The following is a 21,693-nucleotide window of genomic DNA, read 5'->3' on the forward strand; positions in this document are numbered from 1 at the left end:
GAGGAGCACACGATGAAATTTACCGATTTGTTCGTGCGCCGCCCCGTGCTGGCGCTGGTGATCAGCACCTTGATTCTGATGCTGGGCGTGATCGCCATCCTGCAGCTGCCGATCCGCCAATACCCGATGCTCGAATCATCGACCATCACGGTGAAAACCACGTATCCGGGCGCCTCGGCGGAACTGATGCAGGGGTTTGTGACGCAGCCGATTGCACAAGCCGTATCGTCGGTGGAAGGCATCGATTACCTGACATCGTCGTCGGTGCAGGGCAGCAGCACGGTCACCGTGCGCATGGAACTGAACCGCGATTCCACGCAAGCGTTGACGGAAGTCATGGCCAAGGTCAACCAGGTGCGCTATAAATTGCCTGAAGGCGCTTTTGACCCCGTCATCGAGCGCGCGGCCGGCGATTCCTCGGCCGTCGCTTACGTCGGCTTTGCCAGCGAGAGCGTGTCCGCGCCCGCGCTGACCGATTACCTGGCGCGCGTGGTGCAGCCGATGTTCGCCACCATCGACGGCGTGGCGAAGGTCGACGTGTATGGCGGCCAGCAGCTGGCCATGCGCTTGTGGATCGACCCAGCCAAGCTGGCGGCGCGCGGGCTGACGGCGGCCGACGTGGCCGACGCCGTGCGGCGCAATAACTACCAGGCGGCGCCCGGCAAAGTGAAGGGCCAATTTGTCGTCGCGAACATCAGCGTCAACACGGATCTGACCAGCGTGGAGCAATTTCGCGACATGGTCATCCGCAAGGGCGGCGATGACAGCGCGGCCCTCGTGCGCCTGAAGGACGTGGGCACGGTGGAACTGGGCGCGGCCGCCACGGAGACGAGCGGCATCATGGACGGCGTGCCGGCCGTGTATCTGGGCCTGTCGCCGACGCCCGGCGGCAACCCGCTGGTGATCGTCGACGGCATCAAAAAGCTGCTGCCGGAGATCCAGAAAACCCTGCCGCCCGGCGTGAAAGTCGAGCTGGCGTTCGAGACGGCGCGCTTCATCCAGTCGTCCATCAACGAAGTGGCGCACACCCTGCTCGAAGCGCTGCTCATCGTCGTCATCGTCATCTACCTGTGCATGGGTTCCCTGCGCTCGGTGCTGATTCCCGTCGTGACGATACCGCTGTCGATGCTGGGCGCAGCGGCGCTGATGCTGGCCTTCGGCTTCAGCATCAATCTGCTCACCCTGCTGGCGATGGTGCTGGCCGTGGGACTGGTGGTCGATGACGCCATCGTCGTGGTGGAAAACGTGCACCGGCATATCGAGGAAGGCAAGACGCCCGTGGCGGCCGCGCTGGTCGGCGCGCGCGAAGTGGCCGGCCCCGTGATCGCCATGACGATCACGCTGGCGGCCGTGTATGCGCCGATCGGCATGATGGGGGGCCTCACGGGCGCGCTGTTCAAGGAATTCGCGCTGACCCTGGCCGGCGCCGTGGTGGTGTCGGGCGTGGTGGCGCTGACCTTGTCTCCCGTGATGAGCTCCTTGCTGCTGCAGCCGAAACAATCGGAAGGGCGCATGGCGCGCGCCGCCGAGCATTTCTTCGAGGGTTTAACCTCGCGCTATGCGCGCCTGCTGGACCGCTCGCTGCACCACCGCTGGCTCAGCGCCGGTTTCGCCGCGCTGGTGATGGTGAGTTTGCCGTTTTTATACCTGCTGCCGCAGCGCGAACTGGCGCCGGCGGAAGACCAGGCCAGCGTCTTGACGGCGATCAAGGCACCGCAGCACGCCAACCTCGATTACGTCGAACGTTTTTCGTACAAGCTCGATGATATCTACAAAAACATCCCCGAAACGGATTCGCGCTGGATCATCAACGGCGGCGAAGGGCCGGCATCGAGCATCGGCGGCATCAACCTGACGCCGTGGGCCGAGCGTTCGCGCAATGCAGCCGTCATCCAGGCCGAACTCCAGCACGCCGTGGGCGACGTGGAAGGCACCAGCATCTTCGCCTTCCAGCTGGCGCCCTTGCCCGGGTCGAGCGGCGGCTTGCCCGTGCAAATGGTGCTGCGCAGCGCGCAGGATTACGCCACCCTGTTCCGCACCATGGAAGACGTCAAGCAGCGCGCGCGCGACAGCGGCCTGTTTGCCGTCGTCGACAGCGACCTCGATTACAACAACCCCGTCGTCAAAGTGCGCGTGGACCGCTCCAAGGCGAACAGCCTGGGCATCCGCATGCAGGACATCGGCGAATCGCTGGCCGTGCTGGTGGGCGAAAATTACCTGAACCGCTTCGGCATGGATGGCCGTGCCTACGACGTCATCGCGCAAAGCCCGCGCGAACAGCGACTCACGGCGCAAGCCCTGACGCAGCAGTACGTGCGCGCCGACGATGGCAGCCTGCTACCGCTGTCCGCCGTCGTCTCGGTGACGGAACAAATCGAACCGAACATGCTGACCCAGTTCAACCAGCAAAATGCGGCCACCTTCCAGGGCGTGCCTGCGCCCGGCGTGACCCTGGGCGACGCCGTCGCCTTCCTCGACGGCGTGGCGAAAACCCTGCCGCCGGGCTTCAGCTACGACTGGCAATCCGATGCGCGCCAGTTCGCCACGGAAGGCAATGCGCTGCTGCTGGCCTTCCTGGCGGCCGTCGTCGTCATCTATCTGGTGCTGGCGGCGCAATATGAAAGCCTGACGGACCCTTTGATCATCCTGATCACGGTGCCGCTGTCGATTTGCGGCGCGCTGATCCCGCTGGCGCTCGGCTACGCCACCGTCAACATCTACACGCAGATCGGCCTCGTGACCCTGATCGGCTTGATCAGCAAGCACGGGATTTTGATGGTGGAATTCGCCAACGAATTGCAGGTGCATGAAGGGCTGGACCGCCTCAGCGCCATCCGCAAGGCGGCGCAGATCCGCTTGCGCCCGATCCTGATGACGACGGCGGCCATGGTGGTGGGCCTGGTGCCGCTGCTGTTCGCCTCGGGCGCCGGCGCCAACAGCCGTTTCGGCCTGGGCGTGGTGATCGTTTCGGGCATGTTGATCGGCACTTTCTTTACCCTGTTCGTGCTGCCCACCGTGTACACCTTTCTGGCCCGCCGCCACACGGCCGACCATGCCACGCCGCGCGCCCGCGATTTGTCGCACGCGCTGAAGGAATCCCCATGAAAAATTACCGCTATCTTATTGCCCTTTTCCCCGTGCTGGCCGGCTGCGCCGTCAGCCCCGCCTACGTCACGCCGGGCACGCCCGCCATCGCCCTGGCCAGTCCGCAGCAGGCGCAGTTTGCGCCAGGTCAAACGGCAACCAAGGATGCCGCCTGGTGGACGTTTTTCGACGATGCACGGCTGTCGCAACTGATCGCCAGCGCGCTCGAACACAACCTTGATATCGCACAGGCGCAAGCGAATCTGCTGGCCGCGCGCGCCGTCTTCGACGAACGCCGGCTCGACGAACTGCCCGCCGTCACGGGCCAGGCGGGCTGGCAGCGCAGCGTGCAGCAAGACACGGCAAACAGCCGCGCCGCCACGGCGAATACGCGCGTGGGATTCGACGCGCAATGGGAGATCGACCTGTTCGGCCGCCTCGCGCATATTTCCCGCTCGGCGCAGGCGCGCGCCGACGCGGCGCAGGCCGATTTGCGGCAAGTGCAGCTGACGATCGCCGCCGAAGTGGCGCGCAATTATTACGAGGCGCTGGGCTACCAGCAAAACCTGGCGCTGACGCAGGCGCAGATACAAAGCTGGCGCGACACGGTGGCATTGACCGACGCGCGCATCCGCGCCGGCAGCGGCTTGCCGGAAGAACGCCACAACGCGCTGGCCAACCTGGCGCGCAGCGAAGCAGCCTTGCCGCCGTTGCAGGCGGGCCTGCGCCAGGCGCAGTACCGGCTCGATGTGCTGAGCGGCCAAGCGCCTGGCGCCATCGCCCTGGCGACCACGCCGCGGCAACAGGCGCCGTTGGCCGGCCAGCTACCGCTGGGCGACGTGAACCGGCTGATCAAGCAGCGGCCCGACGTGGTGCGCGCCGAGCGCCTGCTGGCCGCCTCCAGCGAAGACGTGGGTGCCGCCACGGCCGACCTGTATCCGCGCCTGAGCCTGGGCGGCTTTTTAGGCTTCTTCGCCCTGCGCGGCAGCGGCGTGTTCGACGGCGGCGCGCGCGCCTTTGAGGTGGCGCCCTCCGTCAGCTATCCGGCCTTCCGCCTGGGCAGCGTCAGGGCGCGCTTGCGCGGCACGCGGGCCGAGGCGCAGGGCGCGCTGGCGCGCTATGCACAGACGCTGTTAGTCGCGCAGGAAGACGTGGAAAACGCCGTCACGCAGCTGGCGGAAAACCAGACGCGCCTGGCCTCGCTGCTGGAATCGGCGCGTCACGGCAACGCGGCCCTCGGCATCGCCACGACGCGCTACCAGGGCGGTGCCGGCAGCTACCAGGCCGTGCTGGAAAACCAGCGCGCCTTGTACGATATCCGGCGCGAAACGCTGCTGGCGGAAACGGCGTCCTACATCGATGCGATTGCCCTGTACAAGGCGCTGGGATGGGGGCACACTATGTGATCTTTTTAGCGCGGAAAGGCACGCGATGTTCACGCAAGGCAGCTGGCTCAATCCACCGGAAAACTGGTCCGCCGACGGCGCGCAATTGCGCGTGACGACGGATGCGAACACGGATTTCTGGCGCAAGACCTCGTATGGTTTTATCCGCGACAGCGGCCATTTTTTCGGCACTGAAATCCATGGCGATTTTACGGCGCAGCTGCACGTGGCGGCGCAGTATGCGGCGCTGTACGACCAGGCCGGCATGATGGTGCGCATCGACGCGCAAAACTGGATCAAATGCGGCGTCGAATTTTCCGACGGCCAGCTCTTATTGAGCACGGTGTTGACGCAGGACAAATCCGACTGGGCCGTCAGCAGCGCGCCCGCCATGCCGGACGGTTTCTGGCTGCGCGTGACGGTGGCGCAAGGCGTGATCCGCGTCCAGTATTCGACCGATGGCCAGCGCTGGCCGCTGCTGCGCCTGGCACCATTTCCCGAGGCCGCCAGCTACCGCGTCGGACCCATGTGCTGCACGCCGGAACGGGGTGGCCTGGAGGTGGCGTTTTCCCGGTTTTCCATCGGTCCGGCGCAGCAAAAAGGCTTGCATGATTTGAGTTAAATTAAACCACCCACGTTTCGTGCAGATGGCGCCACAGCAGCGTTCCAGCCGGTGTCTTCTCATACACGACGGTCGACAGCCGCTCCGTATTTTCTCCCCCCGGCAGCGATTGATACTCGCGGTAAGTCACGCTGGCGCCGGCGGCGTTGTCCTGGATCAATATCAGGTCGGAAATACGCATGATGAGGCCCGGACGGCTGCCGCCGGCGCCCTGGAAAAACGCCGTCAAGCCAGCATGATCGAGCTGCTTGCCGCCGGGCGACACCATCGTGTAACCGGGCGAAAAACGCGCGAGCAAATCGGCGCAATGTTCGGGTGCCGTGGCTACGCCAGAGAGCCACTCGCGGATCAGCACATGCGTGGATAACACGTCGTCAAAATAAGGATTCGTAGCGTTCATTTTTTGCTTGCTCCATGGTGATGTAAAAGGTCGAGAACGGCGCGGTTATCGATGCGCAGGCACAGCGCCAGCGGCAGCACGCACGAGACGGCGGCCAGCGCAAAACACCAGTGAAACACCTGCGCCGCGCGCGCATGCTGGGCGGGGTCGTCCAGCGTCGAAATTCCCTGCGCCGCCAGCAAGCCGTTGAGCAGTACGCTCAGCAGCGCCACGCCCAGGCAAAATCCCAGCTGGCGGTTGATATTCCACACGGCGCTGGCCTGGCTCAGCTGCCCGTCCGGCGTGCGCAAAAACGCCGTGCTTTGCGCCGTGCTGCTGCACAAGCCGCCGCCAAAGCCCATCACGGCATACGCGCCGGCCAGCCAGAACAGCTGGCCCGCCGCATCCACCCGCAGCAGCATCAGCATGCCCGCCGCCTGCAGCAGCGCGCCAAAGATGAACAAGGGTTGCGGCCCCAAGCGGCGGTAGCTTTTACCCGTGAGCGAGATGGCCGCAAACGAGGCCAGCGCCCACGGCAGCATCAGCGCGCCCGCCGTCGATGCCGACATGCCCAGCACGCCCTGCAGGTACAGCATGGCCAGCAGGCTCACCCCCATGAACACGCCCGGCACCAGCAGGTACATCAGCATGGCGATGCGCAGCAGCGGTTCGGCGGCCAGGCGCAGGTTGAGCAGCGGCGTCGACTTGCGCAGCGCGCCGCGCACGTAGATCCAGGCGCAGGCGGCGCCCAGCGCCAGCACGCCGGCGCCAGCCAGGCCATCGCCGGGCGTGCCCAGCATCGTCAAGCCCAGCAACAGCAAAAGGATGGCTGTGCTGCCCGCCACAAGGCCGGCCACGTCGAGACGGGGCACGGCCGCGCGCGGCGGGTCGGGACGCAGCCAGCAGGCGGCCAGCAGCAGCGCCAGCGCGGCAAACGGCACGTTCAAATAAAAAATCCAGCGCCACGACAGGCTGTCGACGATCACGCCGCCCAAGGCGGGCGACAGGGCGGGCGCCAGCAAGCCCACCAGCATGATGACGGACGACAGGCCGGGGCGCTCGGCCGGCTGATACAGCTGGTAAGTCATGCTTTGCCCCAGCGGGATCAGCAAGCCGCCGCCCAGGCCCTGCACGCAGCGCCAGGCGATCAGCGCCTCGATCGAGGGCGCCAGGCCGGCGCCGATGCTGGCGCATAAAAAAGTTAGCAACGATGCCATGAACACGGTTTTGCTGCCATAATAGGCAGCCAGCCAGGCGCTGGCGGGGATGACGATGGTCAGGCCAAGGATGTAGGCGGTGCTGATCCAGGCCAGCTGCGCCACCGAGGCGTGCAGGGCATGGCCGATGTCGGGATAGGCGACGCTGGTGATGAACATGTTGATCAGGTCGACGAAAAACCCCAGCAGATAGATGGCCGCGACCTTTTTGCGATAGTCCATGGTGCTCCGAATGGCAAACGGCCAGCTTAAGCGCCCGGCGCCATTTGCGTAACGGGCCAGCCCCGATTACACTGTCAAAGAAATTTTGACAAACCGCTGGAATCCGCATGTTTACTCATTTTTATTTATGATCAGTCTCGACCGCCTGGGTATTTTTATCGCCATCGTCGACGCCGGCTCGCTGACGGCCGCCGCCGCCGTGCTGGGCCAGAGCAAGGCCGTCGTCAGTTTTAACTTGAAACAGCTGGAAGCGGAGCTGGGCGTGTCGCTGCTGACGCGCAGCACGCGCAGCCTGGCGCTGACCGACGTGGGACGGCGCTTTTACGAGGATTGCCAGCGCGTGCTGAGCGAAGCCCAGGGCGCCATCGAGACGGCGCGCCAGGGGCACCAGGGCTTGCGCGGCACCCTGCGCCTGACCACCACCGTCGAATACGGCAGCCGTACGGTGATCCCCGCGCTGATCGCCTTTGCCGCCGCCCATCCGCAGCTGCAGATCCAGCATTCCTCGTCGTCCTCGCATGAAGACCTGATCTCGGGCGGCTACGACCTGGCCATCCGCATGGGTTCCCTCAACGATTCGAGCTACCGCGCCGCGCTGATCGAGCCGTATGCGATCTGGCCCGTCGCCTCGCCCGCCTACCTGGCCAGCCTGCCCGGCCGGGACATCGCCACCTTGTCCGACTTGCAGCGCGCGCGCTGGCTGGCGCACAGCCGCCTCGCTACGCCCCTGCGCTGGGACGTGCACACGCCGGACGGCCCCGCCGCCTTCGTCGCGCAGGACGACGCCGCCATCCATTCCGACTCCGCCTCGGCCCTGCTGGGCTTTGCCCTGGGCGGCTGCGGCGTGGCCCTGCTGCCGCAATGGCAGGTGGAAGGGGAGGTGCGCGCGGGACGCCTGCGCCGCCTGCTGCCCGACGTCGTCTTCCCGGAACAGGGCGTGTATGCCGTGTATCCGAACACCCAGCATATTGCGGAAAAAGTGCGCGCCTTTATCGACTTCTTGCGCGTGTTCGTCGGTACGCCGGATTGATATGTCACTTCGTCACTATTTGACAAAAATAACGGTTTCCAAGGGGCAAACGGGCGCCCCTTTCGTTTTGCACGGCCTACACTGAAGGGACGTTGTTCACCGATTGGAGACCATCATGGCACATACATTGGCAGCAGTTTTCGCCGTGCGCGACATGGCCGAGCGCGCCCGGCACGACCTGATCACGGCGGGCTTTCCCGGCGCCAACATCCGCCTGCACGATGCGGGCAGTGACGACTTTTCCGCCACGGAAAACATCCGCCGCGACGACAGCGACAGCCTGCTCGACAGCGTCAAGCATTTCTTCACGGACCTGTTCGGCAGCCACGCCGACCGCCACATCTATGCGGAAGCCGTGCGGCGCGGGCATGTCGTGCTGACACTGGAAGGGGCGAGCGACGCCGATATCCAGCGCGCCACCGACCTCGTCGAGCGCTACGCGCCGCTCGACATCGATGCGCACGCCGAGCACTGGCGCGCCGGCGGCTGGCAGGGCGCGCCGCAAGACGACAGCGCGCGGCGCCAGGGCGCCAGCATGCAATCGGGCGCGCCATCGCAGCAGGGCGCGTCGACCGGCAACCTGAACGAGACGGCAGCATCGCAGCAATTTGCGGGCGGCATGGCGCCGCCGTCATCCGGCACGGGCGCCAACGCGCGCCGCTACCCCAGCGCCGACAACCTGCCGGGCACCAGCTACGACGACGAGCAGTACTACCGCAACCACTGGAGCGCCACCTATGTCGCCACCGGCGCGCGCTTCGAGGACTACGATCCCGCCTACCGCTATGGCCATTCGATGGCGAACAGCGACAGCTACCGGGGCCGCCCGTGGGATGAAGTGGAAGCGGAGCTGCGTTCCACGTGGGAGCACACGTATCCGCAATCGGCGTGGGACAACTTCAAGGCGGCCATCAAACACGGCTGGGAGCGCATCACGTCCTGACGCGCGGCGAGGGGATGGCTCTGTCAGCGCCCCTCGTGCGTGAGCTTGAGGAAGTGGTTCAGGATGTGGAAGTGGTCTTCGAAGAATTGCTCTTCCATGGCCGGCAGGGCGCTCACCGGCACCCACTGCGCCAGCGCCGCATCGTCGGCCGCCGTCACGGCCGGCAGCTGGCGCGTCTTCAAGTCGAAGTAATGCGCATGCGTGATGGTGCGCCCGCGCTGGCTGCGGTCCGGATGGTCGAACACGGCCACGCCGACCAGCGCCTCGACCAGGGTGGGCGCCAGCACGCCCAGCTGGGTTTCTTCCGCCAGTTCGCGCAGGGCGCCCTGCAGCAGCCGTTCGCGCGGCTCCAGGAAGCCACCGGGCAGCGCCCACAAGCCCTTGCCCGGATAGCCGCCGCGGCGCACCAGCAAGACGTGGCCGCCCGTCTGCACCAGCGCGTCGACGGTGGTGAAGATGGGCGGATACGGCGCCACGCGCCAGCGCGCCTTGTACGCTTCGATGGCGCGGTATTCCTGCACCAGCGGCGCGTACCACGGCAACAAGGTCCACGCTTTTAAGTACTGGCCGATGGCCGCCGGCAGCAGCTGCGCCACGGCGCTCAGCGACACGTCCACGTCTTCCGCCTCGAACAGCACGTTGCGGATGGCCGTCGCGCCGATGGGCGCACCGGGATCGATCTCCAGGTTGAGCAACTGCCAGTGCGGGAAATGGTGCAGATAATAACTGGTGGCGTCCTTGAAGCAGGCCACCAGGGTGACGCGCTGCACCGCGGGCACGGCGCCCGCCACAGCGCGCCGCACGGCGTCGGCCCACAGGCCATCGTCGTAGTAATCGCGCACGGCCACGTAATGCACGCGCGCGCGCTGCGCCTCGGGTAACGTTGCGGCGATCATGGCGGCCCGCTCCTGCCACGTAAACGGGTTTTTGGGACTGCGCGCATGGAAGGCGGAACCGAGCACCACCACGACGCTGGCGGCGGTGGCCAGCGCCTTCTGCAGCAAGCCCGCATGGCCATTGTGAAAAGGCTGGAAGCGGCCGATCAGGATGGCCGCGTCGGCGGAATAGGATAAGGTCATGCGTCGTCTCCGGTGGGGTAGTGGGCGGCGATCGGCAATTGACGCCCGCTGCCAAACGCGCGCGAACGCACGCGGATGATGGGCGCCGCCTGGCGCCGTTTGTATTCATTGCGGGCGACCATGCCGAAGATGCGCGTCACCAGTGCGCGCCCCTCGTCCGTCTCGCGCAGCTGGTCGACCAGGGTCAAGGCTTGCGCGCTTTCTTGCGTCGGCAGGCGGCGTCCCTCGATATGCCATTTCAAGATTTCATCGAGCACGGGGTAGGGCGGCAAGCTGTCGGTGTCGCGCTGGCCCGGCGCCAGTTCCGCCGACGGGGGTTTGTCGAGCACGGCGACGGGGATCAGTTCGCGCCCGGCACTGGCGTTGAGGTGGCGCGACAGGGCGAACACCTCCGTTTTATACAGGTCGCCGATCAATCCCAGTCCCCCGTTCGTGTCGCCATACAGGGTGCAGTAGCCAACCGAGATTTCGCTCTTGTTGCCGGTGGTGAGCAGCAGGGCGCCGAAGGCGTTCGAGTATTCCATCAGGATGGTGCCGCGCACCCGCGCCTGCAGATTTTCCAGCGGCAGCCCTTGCAGCTTGCCGTCGAAGACTTGGGCATAGCCGGCTTCGTATTGCGCCACGATGTCGCGGATGGCATGCGTGCTCAAGGCGATGCCCAGGTTGGCGCACAGGGCGACGGAATCGGTGACGGAGCCGGCGCTGGAAAACACGGACGGCATGGTAATGGCCGCCACATTGTCGGCGCCCAGGGCTTCCACGGCCAAGGCCAGGGTCAGCGCCGAATCGATGCCGCCCGAGCAGCCGACGACGACTTGCGTAAAGCGGCAGCGGCGCGCGTAATCGCGCAAACCGAGCACGATCTGGCGCCGCGCAAATTCCACGGCGGGGATGCCGTCCGGGTCGGGCACGGGAAACGCCACGCCATCCGTGCGCGTAAAACCGCCGCCGGCAAAACGCAGCAGCTGGAAATCCTCGACGAAGCGGGCCGCCTCGAATTGCACGCCGAGGGTGGGGGACATGGCGAACGAGGCGCCGTCGAACACGAGCTGGTCCTGGCCACCCACCTGGTTGACGAAGAGCAAAGGCAAGTTCACGCGCGCGCAGGCGGCGCCGAACACGGCGTGGCGCTGCGCGCGCTTGCCGATGTCGGACGGGCTGGCGTTGATGCTGACGACCAGGTCGGGCCGCGCCGCGTGCAGGGATTCGAACGGATTGACGGCGTAGGCGCGGCCATCGTCGTTCCAGCCATCCTCGCAAATCATGAAACCGACCTTGCAGCCGGCGATATCGAGGGTGCAGGCGCCGGGCGGACCGGGCTCGAAATGCCGGCCCTCGTCGAAGATGCCGTAGGTCGGCAGCAGCTGCTTGTAGTATTCGGCGACGATATGCCCGTCGCGGATCGCCAGCAAGGCGTTGTACAGGGGCTTGCCGACGCCGGGATTGGGCCGCGCCGTGCCGATGACGGTGACCAGCGCAGGCCAGCGCGTGGAGGCCTCCAGCAACTGATTCAGCGCCTGCTGCATGTCGCGCAGGAAGGCGGCGTCCTCGAACAGGTCGCCCGGGTAATACGCGCACAGCGACAACTCGGGGCACACGAGCAGGTCGGCGCCATCGCTGCTGGCGCGGCCCATGCGCACGATGATGGCGGCACAATTGGCGTCGAAGTCGCCCACGGTGGGATTCATCTGGGCGAGGGCGATGGTCAGCATGGCGATCTTTCATTGGTTACGCTTGAAACCACTATCCTGCCTGAAAAATTTTCTGAGCGTACTGATGCAATCGTGCAAGCTTGCCGATTGCTTGCTACAAGGTCTTCAGCCAGGCCCGCAAGCGCGTGCGCGCATTCGCATACGGTGACGCCGTATTGAACTGGATCATGCGCCCCATCGTGTAGTGCGTGTACCAGGGCTGGCCATACAATTGCGCATCGTCATGGGCGTCGATCAGCGCCAGCAGTTGGTTTTTCGCCTGTTCCAGACGCTGCAGCAAGTCGTCCATGCTGAGGCCAGCATAGTCGGCATAGAAGCGCTGCGCCAGAGCGCCGAGAGCGTTCCACGTGAAACCTTCGGCGGGAAAGACGATGTCGGCCATACTTTTTCCGTCGCGCAGCTGCGCGTGCCAGTGCAGGACCAGCTCATTCCAGCCCACCAGGTAGGCGAGCAGATCGCACACGCTCATGCGCGTGCCTTTCACTTGCCCCTCCAGCACGGGATCGCGCGCCAAGGCCTGCGGCACGCGTGCCAGCTCCTGCGCCAGTTTCGCGTACGTAGTGGTAATCGCCTCGACCAGTTCCTGCTTGCTGTTCGGGATCGCCATCACGCCGCCCGGATCACCGGCAAGCCGGCCGCCTGCCAGTCGTCGTAGCCGCTGCCGAGGCGGCGCGCAGGCAAGCCGTGCTGGCGCAGGGCCGCCACGGCCTGCACGGACAGCACGCAATACGGGCCGCGGCAGTAGGCGGCGATCTCTGCGTTCGCGGGCAATTCGCCCAGGCGGCGCTGCAAGTCGTCAAACGGAATATTGATCGCCCCGGGCAAGTGGCCGGCGGCAAATTCCTGCGCGGGCCGCACGTCGAGCACGGTGATGCTGGCTTCCTGCATGCGTTCCAGCAACTCATCGCCCGTGATCGCTTCCACGTGCTCGCCCCGGCCCAGCGCCTGCAATTCGCTGCGCTGGTGCTGCGCATACAGCTCCAGCGCATCGAGCAACTGCATCACAGGGCCGCTGCCCAGGCGGTACAGCACGCGCTTGCCGTCACGCCGCGCCAGCACGAAACCGGCGCGCCGCAGCTGCTGCAAATGCTGCGAGGTATTCGCCACGGACAGGCCCGTCAACTCCACCAGCTGCTCCACCGCATATTCGCCGTGCGCGATCTGTTCGAGCAGACGCAAACGCGGCGCGCTGCCTAAAATATGGGCAAACCCGGCGGAACCGGCAAGCAATTCGATATCGGCATTTTTCATTGACACGATGCTAGCACCCTTATAACATTCAAGCAATCAATTGAATGTTATAAGGGAGACACGATGCAAATACTCTGGCTCGATGCGCTGGCGATCGGCGTGGGCGCGACGGCGGTGATGGATGTGTGGGCGGTGGCGTTAAAACGCTTCTGGTGCATTCCCTCGCTGAACTTTGCGATGGTAGGGCGCTGGCTCGGCCATCTGCCGCGCGGCACGGTGACCCACGCCAACATCGCCCAGGCGGCGCCCGTGCGCGATGAAGCCATCCTGGGCTGGACGGCTCACTATGCGATCGGCGTGCTGTTTGCGGTCGTGCTGCTGGCGCTGGTGGGCGAGAAGTGGGTGCAAGGGCCGACGTTCGCGCCGGCCCTGCTGGCGGGCCTGGTGAGCGTGGCCGCGCCGTTTTGCATCTTGCAGCCTGGCATGGGCGCCGGCCTGGCCGCCAGCAAGACGCCGCATCCGAACGCCGCCCGCCTGCGCAGCCTGATGGCCCACACGGTGTTCGGCATCGGCCTGTACCTGGCGGCGCTGCTGTGGTCGACCGTGCGCTGACTTCTGCCGGCTAGCTCGTCAGCGGCGGCACGGGCGCGGCCACAGGGGCCGGTACCGCGGCCGACATGGCCGGCGTCTCCGGCTGCGCCGGCACGGTGCTCAACACCATCGTGCTGGGCTTGGCGATCGCGATATGCGCCTCGTCCAGGCGCTTGAGCAGCTCGAACAGCAGGGCGCTGCGGATGCCCGACGTCAGGCGCGGCGACGAGGCATAGCCGGTGGCGTTGAACAGCAACAAGCCATTGTCGATGCCGTCGAGCTGCACGCTGGGCGCCGGCGTGTCGAGCACGTCGGGATTGTCGACAAACGCGGACAGGATCAGCGCGCGCGCCGCTTGCGCATCCGTGCCCAGCGGCAACGGCAGCTTGACTTGCACCAGGCCCAGCGGATTGGCCAGGGTGACGTTGCGCACCGTCTTGGTGATGAATTCCGAGTTCGGCACGATCACCGTCGAGCGGTCGCTCAGCTGAATTTCCGTGGCGCGCACGTTGATGCGGCGAATGTCGCCCTCCACGCCGCCGAGTGACACCCAGTCGCCCACTTTCACCGGACGTTCGGCCAATAAAATCAGGCCGGAAACGAAGTTCTGCACCACCGCCTGCAAGCCAAAACCGATACCCACCGACAAGGCCGACGCCACCCACGCGATGCGTTCCAGGCCGATGCCGGCGGCCGACAGGGCCAGCGCCACGGCCAGCACGCCGCCGATGTAGCCGAACAGCGTGATGAACGACACTTGCATGCCGGAATCGAGATTCGTGGTCGGCAAATAACTGTTTTGCAGCCAGCGCTTGAACAGGCCCAGCGCAACAAAACCGGCGAGCAGCACCAGCAGGGCCTGGATCAGCGCGCCAGGGCGGATCGCCACCTCGCCGATGGCCAGGCCATCCTGCAGCTTGCCGACCCGCTGGAACAGCTCGCCCGGCCCTTCACCGAACGGCGCCAGCAGCAGCATCAGGGCCAGCAGCACGACGATGGCGCGGCCTATGCCCGACAGCAACACGGCCGCCTGGTCGCGCGCCTTGGGCGTGGCCAGCACGGGGTGGGCGGCGTCCGGCGGCGGCGGCGTGGACGCCAGCAGCATGCAGATATCGTCGACCAGCACCGTCAGCAGATAGGTGCTGCACAGCACCACGATGACCCAGGCGATTTGCTTGGCGACAAAACTGCCGAACGCCACATAGCCGACCAGCAAACTGATGACGCTGGACGCCAGCGCCAGCCACAGCAGCACCGTGACGCAGCGCAGCCACAGCGGCGTGACCAGGGTGGCGGGATCGGCCTCGCGCAGCTGCCGCCAGCAGCGCTCGGCGCGCATCAAGCCGTAGGCGATGGTCGTGCTCATCACCAGGGCCACGATGCAGTTGACGGCCACGGCCGTCGACAGGCCCGCATTGATGACGATGGTGACCCGTTCCGTCGCCCACACGAGCACGACGATGAAGGAAAACATCGATGGAAAATTGCGCATGCGGTGCGCCAGCGCGTCGGGCAGGGGCAGCAAACGCCACGACACGCGCCGTGGCGACAGCAGCGCGTGGCCCAGTCCCGCCGTAAAACCGGCAAAACAGATGATGCCGATCAAGCTGCTGAGAAAAGTCGAGGTTTTGTCCGACAGGCCGCCGTCCCAGCGCAAGCCCATGGCCAGCAATTCCGCCACCAGTCCCGGCGTGGCCAGCGCCAGCACCAGCACGGCCAGTGCATGCAGCGAGCGGCGCAAGCGGCCATGCGGCACGCGCGTGGCCGTGACCACCAGCAGGTAGCGCGAGGCCCAGATGCTGGCGCCGATCACGGCCACGATGCCGGCCAGCAAGCCGCCCCAGGCCGACCACGGCGTGGCGCTGGCCGCGTTCGCCAGCTCCAGCTCCAGCGCCCGCAGGCGCTGCAAGTTCTGCGGCAATTCCGCATGCAGCTGTTTCCAGAAAGAACCAGCCAAAATCGACGCCGTGCGCTCGCCCAGGCGCGCCTGCAACTGCGCGCGGCGCACCGTCGACACTTGCTCCGAGGCCTGCGTCGCTTCCACGGCCAGCAAGCGCGCCAGTTTCACCTGCGCATCGAGTGCGCTGCTGGTGCGGTCCAGCTGGCTGCGCTGCGCCGCCACGTCGGGCGCATCTTTTACCCCCGCCGCCGGCTTGCCCAGCTCGGCGAGCCGCGCCTGCACGCTCGACAATGTCGGCGCGAGCGCCTCGGCCACCTTGTCCGCTTCGGCGCTGGCCGCCAGCGCATCGGCGCGCATCTGCGACAGGGTCGCGTCATCGAGCTCCGCCTCGCCATCGAGCGCCTTCTGGATGCCGGTAATTTGCTTGCGCAAGCCGTCGAGGCGCTGGTCGGCCGTGGCGGCGTCATCGACGGGCTGCGACCAGGCGGGCGGCGCGGCCAGCGAGCACGCCAGCAACAACGCCAGCAGGAAAGGGAAGAAACGGAGACGGAAAGAAGTCATGCGGACCTATGGCTGAAAAGGAGAAAAACGGCCGGATTGGCGGTGCCGCCGGTCATGGCGTGCTGCCCGGCGGGTGCCTGCCAATATAGCTGAAAACGCGGGCAAGCCGCAGGATAGGCGGAACTGGCGTGTGCTTCCAGGCGCGACTAGGCATATTGCCCTATGGAAATATCATTCAAAAAGGTCTAGGATCGTCGTCCGCTTGGCGGCGCGGCACCCATCTGCACGCCGCCGACCTTTTCACCATTCCCTCCGTATTGAGACAGCCATGAAGTTTTTATCCCACCTGACCATCGGCACACGCCTTGCCACAGGCTTTGGCGCCATCGGCGCCATGCTGATCATTATCTCTTGCCTGGGCATCGCCATGCTGGGCAAGATCAACCAGGGCACCGGCCATATCGTGCATGACAGCATGCCGAAGATTGCGCTCGCCAACAGCGTGTCGGCCAACATCAACGACATCGCCATTGCCCTGCGCAACATGATGCTCAGCGCCGATCCGGCCGACCAGCGCAAGCAGACCGACGCCATCCTGGCTGCGCGCCAGGCGGCGGCCGGCAATCTCGGCAAGCTCGCGAACATGCTCGATTCCGAGCGCGAACAGGCCTTGCTGGCGAAGATGAACGACGCCAACACGCGCTATGCGCAGGGGCAGGAAGCCTTGCTTGAACTGATCAGGAGCGGCACGCCGGACGACAGCAGCGCCTACCTGTACGGCCAGCTGCGCCCCGTATTACTTATATATAAACAATTGATTGCCGAACAGATCAGCTTGCAAAACACCCTGGCCACCACGGCGGGCGGCAACGCCAATGCCACCTATGCCAACACGCGCACCTTGCTGATCGGCATGTCGCTGGCGGCGCTGGCCATCGCGGCGGCGTTGGCGTACGGCATCACACGCTCGATCACCGGCCCCGTCGCCACGGCGCTGCAGGTGGCCAACACGGTGGCCGCAGGCGATTTGCGCAGCCGGATCGCCGTGCAGTCGAGCGATGAAATGGGGCAACTGTTGCAGGCACTGAAGCGCATGAACGACAACCTGGCGCACACGGTGGGCACGGTGCGCGCCGGCACGGAAACGATCGCCTCTGCCTCGTCCGAAGTGGCGGCAGGCAGCCTGGACCTGTCTGCGCGCACGGAGCAGCAAGCCAGTTCGCTGGAAGAGACCGCCTCGTCCATGGAAGAGCTGACGTCGACCGTCAAACAGAATGCCGACAATGCGCGCCAGGCGCACGTGCTGGCCGACACGGCCTCCGGCGTGGCGCAGCGCGGCGGCGCCGTCATCGCGCAAGTGGTGGCGACCATGCGGCAAATCGACGCCTCGTCGAACAAGATTGCCGACATCATCGGCGTCATCGACGGCATCGCCTTCCAGACGAATATTCTGGCCTTGAACGCGGCCGTGGAAGCGGCCCGCGCGGGCGAACAGGGCCGCGGCTTTGCCGTCGTGGCCACGGAAGTGCGCAGCCTGGCGCACCGCTCGGCCGCCGCGGCCAAGGAAATCAAGACCCTGATCGACGACTCGACCCAAACCGTGGCGGCCGGCAGCGAACTCGTGCACCAAGCGGGCGACACCATGAGCGACCTGGTCGACAGCGTGCGCCGCGTGACCGACATCATGGAAGAAATCACCTCGGCCAGCGCGGAACAGACGGCCGGCATCGAGCAAATCAACCAGGCCATCAGCGAAATGGACAACGTTACCCAGCAAAACGCGGCCCTGGTGGAAGAATCGGCGGCCGCGGCGGCGGCCATGCAGGAGCAGGCGGCTACCCTGGCGCAGGTGGTGAGCGCCTTCAAGCTGGAAGCCGGCGCGTCGGCAAGCAAGCCGGCAATCGCCGCGACAACCGTACCGCGCCAGCAAGCCGTCGCCCTGCGCGTACCGGCCGCCAAAAAAGCTGTACCGGCAGCAACGGCGTCATCCGACTGGGAAGAGTTCTAAGACAGCAACGCCACAGGTGCCTCTCGGCGCCTGTGGCGTCATGCAGCATAGGCTGCTTCCTGCTATGCGATCTGATCCATGTCAACAAACAATCAAGTTTGACACGGCGCGGCTAGGCCGAGATTTCTCTCCGGATGATCTCCGCGCCGGCACTGAGCGCTTGCAATTTGCCTCTGGCTACGCGGCGCGACAAGGGCGCCATGCCACAGTTGGTGCTTGGATAGAGTTTGTCGGCATCGACAAAGCGCAGCGCCTTGCGCAGGGTGTCGGCCACTTCCTCCGGCGTTTCAATGGCATTGCTGGCCACGTCGATGGCGCCGACCATCACTTTTTTGCCGCGTATGAGTTCAATCAAGTCGATGGGAACCCGCGAGTTGTGGCATTCCAGCGAGATGATGTCGATATTCGATTGCTGCAGCTTGGGGAACGATTCCTCATATTGACGCCATTCGGAGCCCAGCGTATTTTTCCAGTCCGTATTGGCCTTGATGCCGTAACCATAGCAAATATGCACGGCCGTTTCGCATTTGAGCCCTTCGATTGCCCGCTCCAGGGTGGCGATGCCCCAATCGTTCACTTCATCGAAGAAAACATTGAATGCCGGTTCGTCAAACTGGATGATGTCGACGCCGGCCGCCTCCAGTTCCCGCGCTTCCTGATTGAGGATCTTGGCGAATTCCCAGGCCAGCTTTTCGCGGCTTTTATAATGGCTGTCATACAGCGTATCGATCATCGTCATCGGACCTGGCAGCGCCCATTTGATCGGCTGCGTGGTTTGCTGGCGTAAAAATCTGGCGTCGTCCACAAACACCGGCTTCGGGCGGCTCACGGCGCCAACGACGGTCGGCACGCTCGCATCGTAGCGGTCACGAATGCGGACGGTCTCGCGTTTGTCAAAATCGACGCCGCTCAGATGCTCGATAAACGTGGTGACAAAATGCTGGCGGGTCTGCTCGCCGTCACTGACGATATCGATGCCTGCCTGCTGTTGTTCCTGCAGCGACAAACGCAAGGCATCCTGTTTGCCCTCAATCAATTCCTCATCCTGTAATTTCCAGGGCGACCACAGCTTTTCAGGCTGCGCCAGCCAGGAAGGTTTGGGCAAACTGCCGGCAGTTGACGTAGGTAATAATTTTTTCATGATGATTGATGTCGTGTATTGTGATTAATCAACGAGCGTGGCGGCAGCCCATTGTTCCAGAATATGCTTGTACGGCTTGATGAAATGCTCTTCCGTATATTTGCCCTGCTTGACGGCCAGCTGGCTGCGCTCTTCCCGGTCATAGACAATCTGCGTCAGTGAATAATCCTGATTCTTCAGGCTGGGCTGATAGCATTTCCCCGCCGCGGCATTGGCGTTGTAAATCTCGGGCCGATAAATCTTTTGAAAGGTTTCCATCGTGCTGATGGTGGCGATCAGCTCCAGATTGCTGTAGTCGGCCAGCAGGTCGCCGATAAAATAAAATGCCAGCGGGGCGGCACTGTTTGGCGGCATGAAATAGCGCACTTGCATGCCCATTTTCTCGAAATAGGCATCCGTCGAGGAGAACTCATTTTGCTGATACTCGACGCCCAAGATGGGGTGCTGATTTTCCGTGCGCTGATAGGTCTTGCTGCTCGAAGCGCTGAGGCAGATGACCGGCGGCTTGCTGAAACGCTCTTGATAAGCATCGGATCTGACAAAGTGCTTGAACAGCTTGCCATGAAAATCGCCGAAGTCCTCTGGTGCGCTGAATGTGGCTTGATTATTGTTGTGTTCTGGCAGCAGCACGCTGAAATCGTAATCGCGCACGTAAGAGGAGAAGTTATTCCCCGCAATGCCCTCAATGCGTTGTCCGGTTTTTTTATCGATGATATTCGGCTTCAATATCTCGATCAGCGGGATGTTGCCGCCTTTGACATCGATATTCAACTCGACGGAAATGATTTCGAGTTCGACCGAGTAGCGGTCTGCCTTCGGGTTGTCCCAATGCGCCAGGCTGTTGAAGCGGCTGTCGATCATTTTCAGGGTGTTGCGCAAGTTCTCCTGGCGGCTCTTTCCCCTGGCCAAATTGGCAAAGTTGGTCGTCAGGCGCGTATTGTCCGATGGATGATAGTTTTCATCGAAAACAATGCTCTTGATGCTGAATACAAAGTCGTTGCTCATGGTGATCTGCTGTCCTGATTTCTGCGAAAAGGTGAATGGGTTGCTTGCTTGGCGACTGTGGCCATGCGTCTCAGGCTGCGGCCAGCTCTTGCGTCGTGGCAGAGCTCGCATGGCGCGTCAATGCGATCAAGGGCAAGGCCCGTTGCACCGCCAGCGCGGCCCGCTGGATCAGGGCCTCGTCCTGCACGCGGTAATCGGCGAAATCCTTGTCGGTGGCATACACGCCCAGCGGCAAGGTACGCGCCTGGAAAAAGCTGAACAGCGGACGCAACTGGTGGTCGATCATCAGGGCATGGCGCTCGCTGCCGCCGGTGGCGGCCAGCAGGACGGGCTTGTCGATCAGGGCATCCTGATGAATGAAGTCGAAGAAATGCTTGAACAGCCCCGTGTACGAGCCGCGATAGACCGGTGTGGTCACCACCACGATGTCGGCTTGCTCGACGGCCGCAAGTTCGCGCTCCACCGTCTCGGGCAGCTGCGAGCGCCAGACGGCGCCGGCCAGCTGCGGCGCCAGCTGGCCCAGTTCGACCAGGCGTTGCTCGCACAGCACTTCGTCCGCGATCAGGTCCATCAGGTGCTCGGCCAGGGCTGCCGCCTTGGACGGGCGTTGCAGGCCGCCGGAGACGGCGACTAAACGCAGTGGACGTGTCATGTTTGCTTTCATAGGGAGTGATGCGCGAAGGCCTGGTAAATGCCGGCAACAGGGAAGTGGATGATAGCGGGAGGAATCGATGAAGTATAATGGTCTTATTTCATACATCCATGAACATGGCTCATCTCAATGCTTGAACGCATCCACCTCAGCATCGTCCAGCAGGTCGAGAAACAAGGCTCGCTGACGGCCGCCGCAGGCGTGCTGCACCTGACCCAGTCGGCCCTGAGCCACAGCATGAAGAAGCTGGAACAGCAGCTGGGCACCGACGTCTGGCTGCGCGAAGGGAGAAATTTGCGCCTGACGCAGGCCGGCCAGTACCTGCTGGCGGTGGCGAACCGGGTGCTGCCGCAGCTGGACCTGGCCGAAGAGCGCCTGGGCCAGTTCGCGCAGGGCGAGCGCGGCGCGCTGCGCATCGGCATGGAATGCCACCCTTGCTACCAGTGGCTGCTCAAGATCGTGTCCCCGTATCTGGCCGCATGGCCCGACGTGGATGTGGACGTCAAGCAGAAGTTCCAGTTTGGCGGCATCGGCGCGCTGTTCGGCTACGAGATCGACCTGCTGGTCACGCCCGACCCCCTATACAAGCCGGGGCTGACCTTCGAACCCGTGTTCGACTACGAGCAGGTGCTCGTCGTGGCCAAGGGCCATGCACTGGCTGCGGCGGCGTATGTGCAGCCGCAGCAACTGACCCGGGAAGTGCTCATCAGCTACCCCGTGGACATCGAACGCCTGGATATTTACAATCAATTCCTCTTGCCGGCCGGTGTCACGCCCAAGCGCCACAAAGCCATCGAAACGACCGACATCATGCTGCAGATGGTGGCCAGCGGCCGCGGCGTGGCCGCACTGCCGCGCTGGCTGGTCGAGGAATATGCGGCCAAGATGGACGTGGTGCCGGTGCGCCTGGGCGCGCGCGGCATCGCCAAGCAGATTTTCCTGGGGGCACGCGAAACGGACACCGCCATCGACTACGTGCGCGCCTTCATCGCACTGGCGCGCCAGCCTGCCAGCGCCAGTGCGCAGTGACC

The 21,693-nt window shown here is 64.5% G+C and carries 18 protein-coding genes; 8 read left to right on the forward strand and 10 right to left on the reverse strand.

Going from position 1 to position 21,693, the window contains the following annotated elements; translation table 11 throughout:
• Window positions 1–12: 12 nt before the first annotated feature.
• From BZG29_RS01300 to BZG29_RS01310, 3 genes are read left to right on the forward strand one after another with little or no spacing between them, the layout of a single operon-like run.
• Complete coding sequence (locus tag BZG29_RS01300) at window positions 13–3,105, forward strand: MexW/MexI family multidrug efflux RND transporter permease subunit (protein ID WP_077398333.1); 3,093 nt, start codon at window positions 13–15, stop codon at window positions 3,103–3,105.
• A complete protein-coding gene (locus tag BZG29_RS01305) occupies window positions 3,102–4,490 on the forward strand; it encodes an efflux transporter outer membrane subunit (protein WP_077398334.1) in 1,389 nt (462 codons plus the stop codon). Before BZG29_RS01300 ends, BZG29_RS01305 begins: the two co-directional genes overlap by 4 nt.
• Before the next feature lie 25 nt (window positions 4,491–4,515).
• Window positions 4,516–5,091: a DUF1349 domain-containing protein gene (locus BZG29_RS01310; RefSeq protein WP_077398335.1), complete on the forward strand. Its 576-nt coding sequence runs from the start codon at window positions 4,516–4,518 to the stop codon at window positions 5,089–5,091.
• A gap of 1 nt (window position 5,092) precedes the next feature.
• Here BZG29_RS01310 and BZG29_RS01315 read toward each other — a convergent pair whose 3' ends face one another.
• Window positions 5,093–5,491 carry a hypothetical protein gene (locus tag BZG29_RS01315; RefSeq protein WP_077398336.1) on the reverse strand — a complete coding sequence of 133 codons (399 nt, stop codon included), beginning with the start codon at window positions 5,489–5,491 and terminating at the stop codon, window positions 5,093–5,095.
• Window positions 5,488–6,909, reverse strand: a complete 1,422-nt coding sequence (locus BZG29_RS01320) for an MFS transporter (protein WP_077398337.1) — start codon at window positions 6,907–6,909, stop codon at window positions 5,488–5,490. Before BZG29_RS01320 ends, BZG29_RS01315 begins: the two co-directional genes overlap by 4 nt.
• Before the next feature lie 127 nt (window positions 6,910–7,036).
• Here BZG29_RS01320 and BZG29_RS01325 point away from each other — a divergent pair, with 127 nt between their 5' ends.
• Both BZG29_RS01325 and BZG29_RS01330 read left to right on the forward strand, forming a co-directional pair.
• Window positions 7,037–7,939: a LysR family transcriptional regulator gene (locus tag BZG29_RS01325; RefSeq protein WP_077398338.1), complete on the forward strand. Its 903-nt coding sequence runs from the start codon at window positions 7,037–7,039 to the stop codon at window positions 7,937–7,939.
• Between the two features lie 115 nt (window positions 7,940–8,054).
• Window positions 8,055–8,882 (forward strand): hypothetical protein, encoded by an 828-nt coding sequence (locus BZG29_RS01330; protein ID WP_077398339.1) that lies wholly within the window; start codon window positions 8,055–8,057, stop codon window positions 8,880–8,882.
• Window positions 8,883–8,905: 23 nt separating this feature from the next.
• On the opposite strand, the gene BZG29_RS01335 is transcribed toward BZG29_RS01330, so the two are convergent.
• The 4 genes from BZG29_RS01335 to BZG29_RS01350 all read right to left on the reverse strand — a co-directional run bounded on the left by BZG29_RS01335 (window position 8,906) and on the right by BZG29_RS01350 (window position 12,924).
• Complete coding sequence (locus tag BZG29_RS01335; protein ID WP_077398340.1) at window positions 8,906–9,961, reverse strand: bifunctional nicotinamide-nucleotide adenylyltransferase/Nudix hydroxylase; 1,056 nt, start codon at window positions 9,959–9,961, stop codon at window positions 8,906–8,908.
• Window positions 9,958–11,673 (reverse strand): NAD+ synthase, encoded by a 1,716-nt coding sequence (locus BZG29_RS01340; protein WP_077398341.1) that lies wholly within the window; start codon window positions 11,671–11,673, stop codon window positions 9,958–9,960. The genes BZG29_RS01335 and BZG29_RS01340 overlap by 4 nt, the downstream gene beginning before the upstream one ends.
• Window positions 11,674–11,767: 94 nt before the next feature.
• A complete protein-coding gene (locus BZG29_RS01345) occupies window positions 11,768–12,280 on the reverse strand; it encodes a ClbS/DfsB family four-helix bundle protein (protein ID WP_077398342.1) in 513 nt (170 codons plus the stop codon).
• Window positions 12,280–12,924: a metalloregulator ArsR/SmtB family transcription factor gene (locus tag BZG29_RS01350; RefSeq protein WP_077398343.1), complete on the reverse strand. Its 645-nt coding sequence runs from the start codon at window positions 12,922–12,924 to the stop codon at window positions 12,280–12,282. Before BZG29_RS01350 ends, BZG29_RS01345 begins: the two co-directional genes overlap by 1 nt.
• A 63-nt stretch (window positions 12,925–12,987) precedes the next feature.
• On the opposite strand from BZG29_RS01350, the gene BZG29_RS01355 reads away from it, so the two are divergent.
• Window positions 12,988–13,476, forward strand: coding sequence for a DUF2938 domain-containing protein (locus BZG29_RS01355; protein WP_077398344.1), 489 nt, complete (start codon window positions 12,988–12,990; stop codon window positions 13,474–13,476).
• Between the two features lie 10 nt (window positions 13,477–13,486).
• Here BZG29_RS01355 and BZG29_RS01360 read toward each other — a convergent pair whose 3' ends face one another.
• The gene (locus BZG29_RS01360; protein WP_077398345.1) at window positions 13,487–15,916 is read right to left on the reverse strand and encodes a DUF3772 domain-containing protein; all 2,430 of its coding nucleotides are present in this window, start codon (window positions 15,914–15,916) and stop codon (window positions 13,487–13,489) included.
• A gap of 268 nt (window positions 15,917–16,184) precedes the next feature.
• Between BZG29_RS01360 and BZG29_RS01365 the strand changes: the two genes are divergently transcribed.
• Entirely contained in the window at window positions 16,185–17,864 is a 1,680-nt protein-coding gene (locus tag BZG29_RS01365; RefSeq protein WP_077398346.1) for a methyl-accepting chemotaxis protein, read from the forward strand.
• A gap of 112 nt (window positions 17,865–17,976) precedes the next feature.
• Here BZG29_RS01365 and BZG29_RS01370 read toward each other — a convergent pair whose 3' ends face one another.
• The 3 genes from BZG29_RS01370 to msuE all read right to left on the reverse strand — a co-directional run bounded on the left by BZG29_RS01370 (window position 17,977) and on the right by msuE (window position 20,662).
• Window positions 17,977–19,005 carry a methionine synthase gene (locus BZG29_RS01370; RefSeq protein WP_077398347.1) on the reverse strand — a complete coding sequence of 343 codons (1,029 nt, stop codon included), beginning with the start codon at window positions 19,003–19,005 and terminating at the stop codon, window positions 17,977–17,979.
• Between the two features lie 24 nt (window positions 19,006–19,029).
• Window positions 19,030–20,010 (reverse strand): DUF1852 domain-containing protein, encoded by a 981-nt coding sequence (locus BZG29_RS01375; protein ID WP_077398348.1) that lies wholly within the window; start codon window positions 20,008–20,010, stop codon window positions 19,030–19,032.
• Window positions 20,011–20,080: 70 nt separating this feature from the next.
• On the reverse strand, window positions 20,081–20,662 hold the full coding sequence (gene msuE, locus BZG29_RS01380) for an FMN reductase (RefSeq protein ID WP_077398349.1): 582 nt from the start codon (window positions 20,660–20,662) through the stop codon (window positions 20,081–20,083).
• Between the two features lie 129 nt (window positions 20,663–20,791).
• Here msuE and BZG29_RS01385 point away from each other — a divergent pair, with 129 nt between their 5' ends.
• Entirely contained in the window at window positions 20,792–21,691 is a 900-nt protein-coding gene (locus BZG29_RS01385; protein WP_077398350.1) for a LysR family transcriptional regulator, read from the forward strand.
• Window positions 21,692–21,693 lie beyond the last annotated feature (2 nt).

This window comes from Janthinobacterium sp. LM6 (assembly GCF_002002885.1).
GTDB lineage: Bacteria > Pseudomonadota > Gammaproteobacteria > Burkholderiales > Burkholderiaceae_D > Janthinobacterium > Janthinobacterium kumbetense.

Bases quoted from the DNA above. Each gene is read 5' to 3' on its own strand.
- BZG29_RS01305 (WP_077398334.1), top strand. From the start codon at position 3,102: ATGAAAAATTACCGCTATCTTATTGCCCTTTTCCCCGTGCTGGCCGGC.
- msuE (WP_077398349.1), bottom strand. From the start codon at position 20,662: ATGACACGTCCACTGCGTTTAGTCGCCGTCTCCGGCGGCCTGCAACGC.
- BZG29_RS01385 (WP_077398350.1), top strand. From the start codon at position 20,792: ATGCTTGAACGCATCCACCTCAGCATCGTCCAGCAGGTCGAGAAACAA.
- BZG29_RS01360 (WP_077398345.1), bottom strand. From the start codon at position 15,916: ATGACTTCTTTCCGTCTCCGTTTCTTCCCTTTCCTGCTGGCGTTGTTG.
- BZG29_RS01355 (WP_077398344.1), top strand. From the start codon at position 12,988: ATGCAAATACTCTGGCTCGATGCGCTGGCGATCGGCGTGGGCGCGACG.
- BZG29_RS01325 (WP_077398338.1), top strand. From the start codon at position 7,037: ATGATCAGTCTCGACCGCCTGGGTATTTTTATCGCCATCGTCGACGCC.
- BZG29_RS01340 (WP_077398341.1), bottom strand. From the start codon at position 11,673: ATGCTGACCATCGCCCTCGCCCAGATGAATCCCACCGTGGGCGACTTC.
- BZG29_RS01315 (WP_077398336.1), bottom strand. From the start codon at position 5,491: ATGAACGCTACGAATCCTTATTTTGACGACGTGTTATCCACGCATGTG.
- BZG29_RS01310 (WP_077398335.1), top strand. From the start codon at position 4,516: ATGTTCACGCAAGGCAGCTGGCTCAATCCACCGGAAAACTGGTCCGCC.
- BZG29_RS01300 (WP_077398333.1), top strand. From the start codon at position 13: ATGAAATTTACCGATTTGTTCGTGCGCCGCCCCGTGCTGGCGCTGGTG.
- BZG29_RS01365 (WP_077398346.1), top strand. From the start codon at position 16,185: ATGAAGTTTTTATCCCACCTGACCATCGGCACACGCCTTGCCACAGGC.
- BZG29_RS01345 (WP_077398342.1), bottom strand. From the start codon at position 12,280: ATGGCGATCCCGAACAGCAAGCAGGAACTGGTCGAGGCGATTACCACT.
- BZG29_RS01320 (WP_077398337.1), bottom strand. From the start codon at position 6,909: ATGGACTATCGCAAAAAGGTCGCGGCCATCTATCTGCTGGGGTTTTTC.
- BZG29_RS01375 (WP_077398348.1), bottom strand. From the start codon at position 20,010: ATGAGCAACGACTTTGTATTCAGCATCAAGAGCATTGTTTTCGATGAA.
- BZG29_RS01330 (WP_077398339.1), top strand. From the start codon at position 8,055: ATGGCACATACATTGGCAGCAGTTTTCGCCGTGCGCGACATGGCCGAG.
- BZG29_RS01335 (WP_077398340.1), bottom strand. From the start codon at position 9,961: ATGACCTTATCCTATTCCGCCGACGCGGCCATCCTGATCGGCCGCTTC.
- BZG29_RS01370 (WP_077398347.1), bottom strand. From the start codon at position 19,005: ATGAAAAAATTATTACCTACGTCAACTGCCGGCAGTTTGCCCAAACCT.
- BZG29_RS01350 (WP_077398343.1), bottom strand. From the start codon at position 12,924: ATGAAAAATGCCGATATCGAATTGCTTGCCGGTTCCGCCGGGTTTGCC.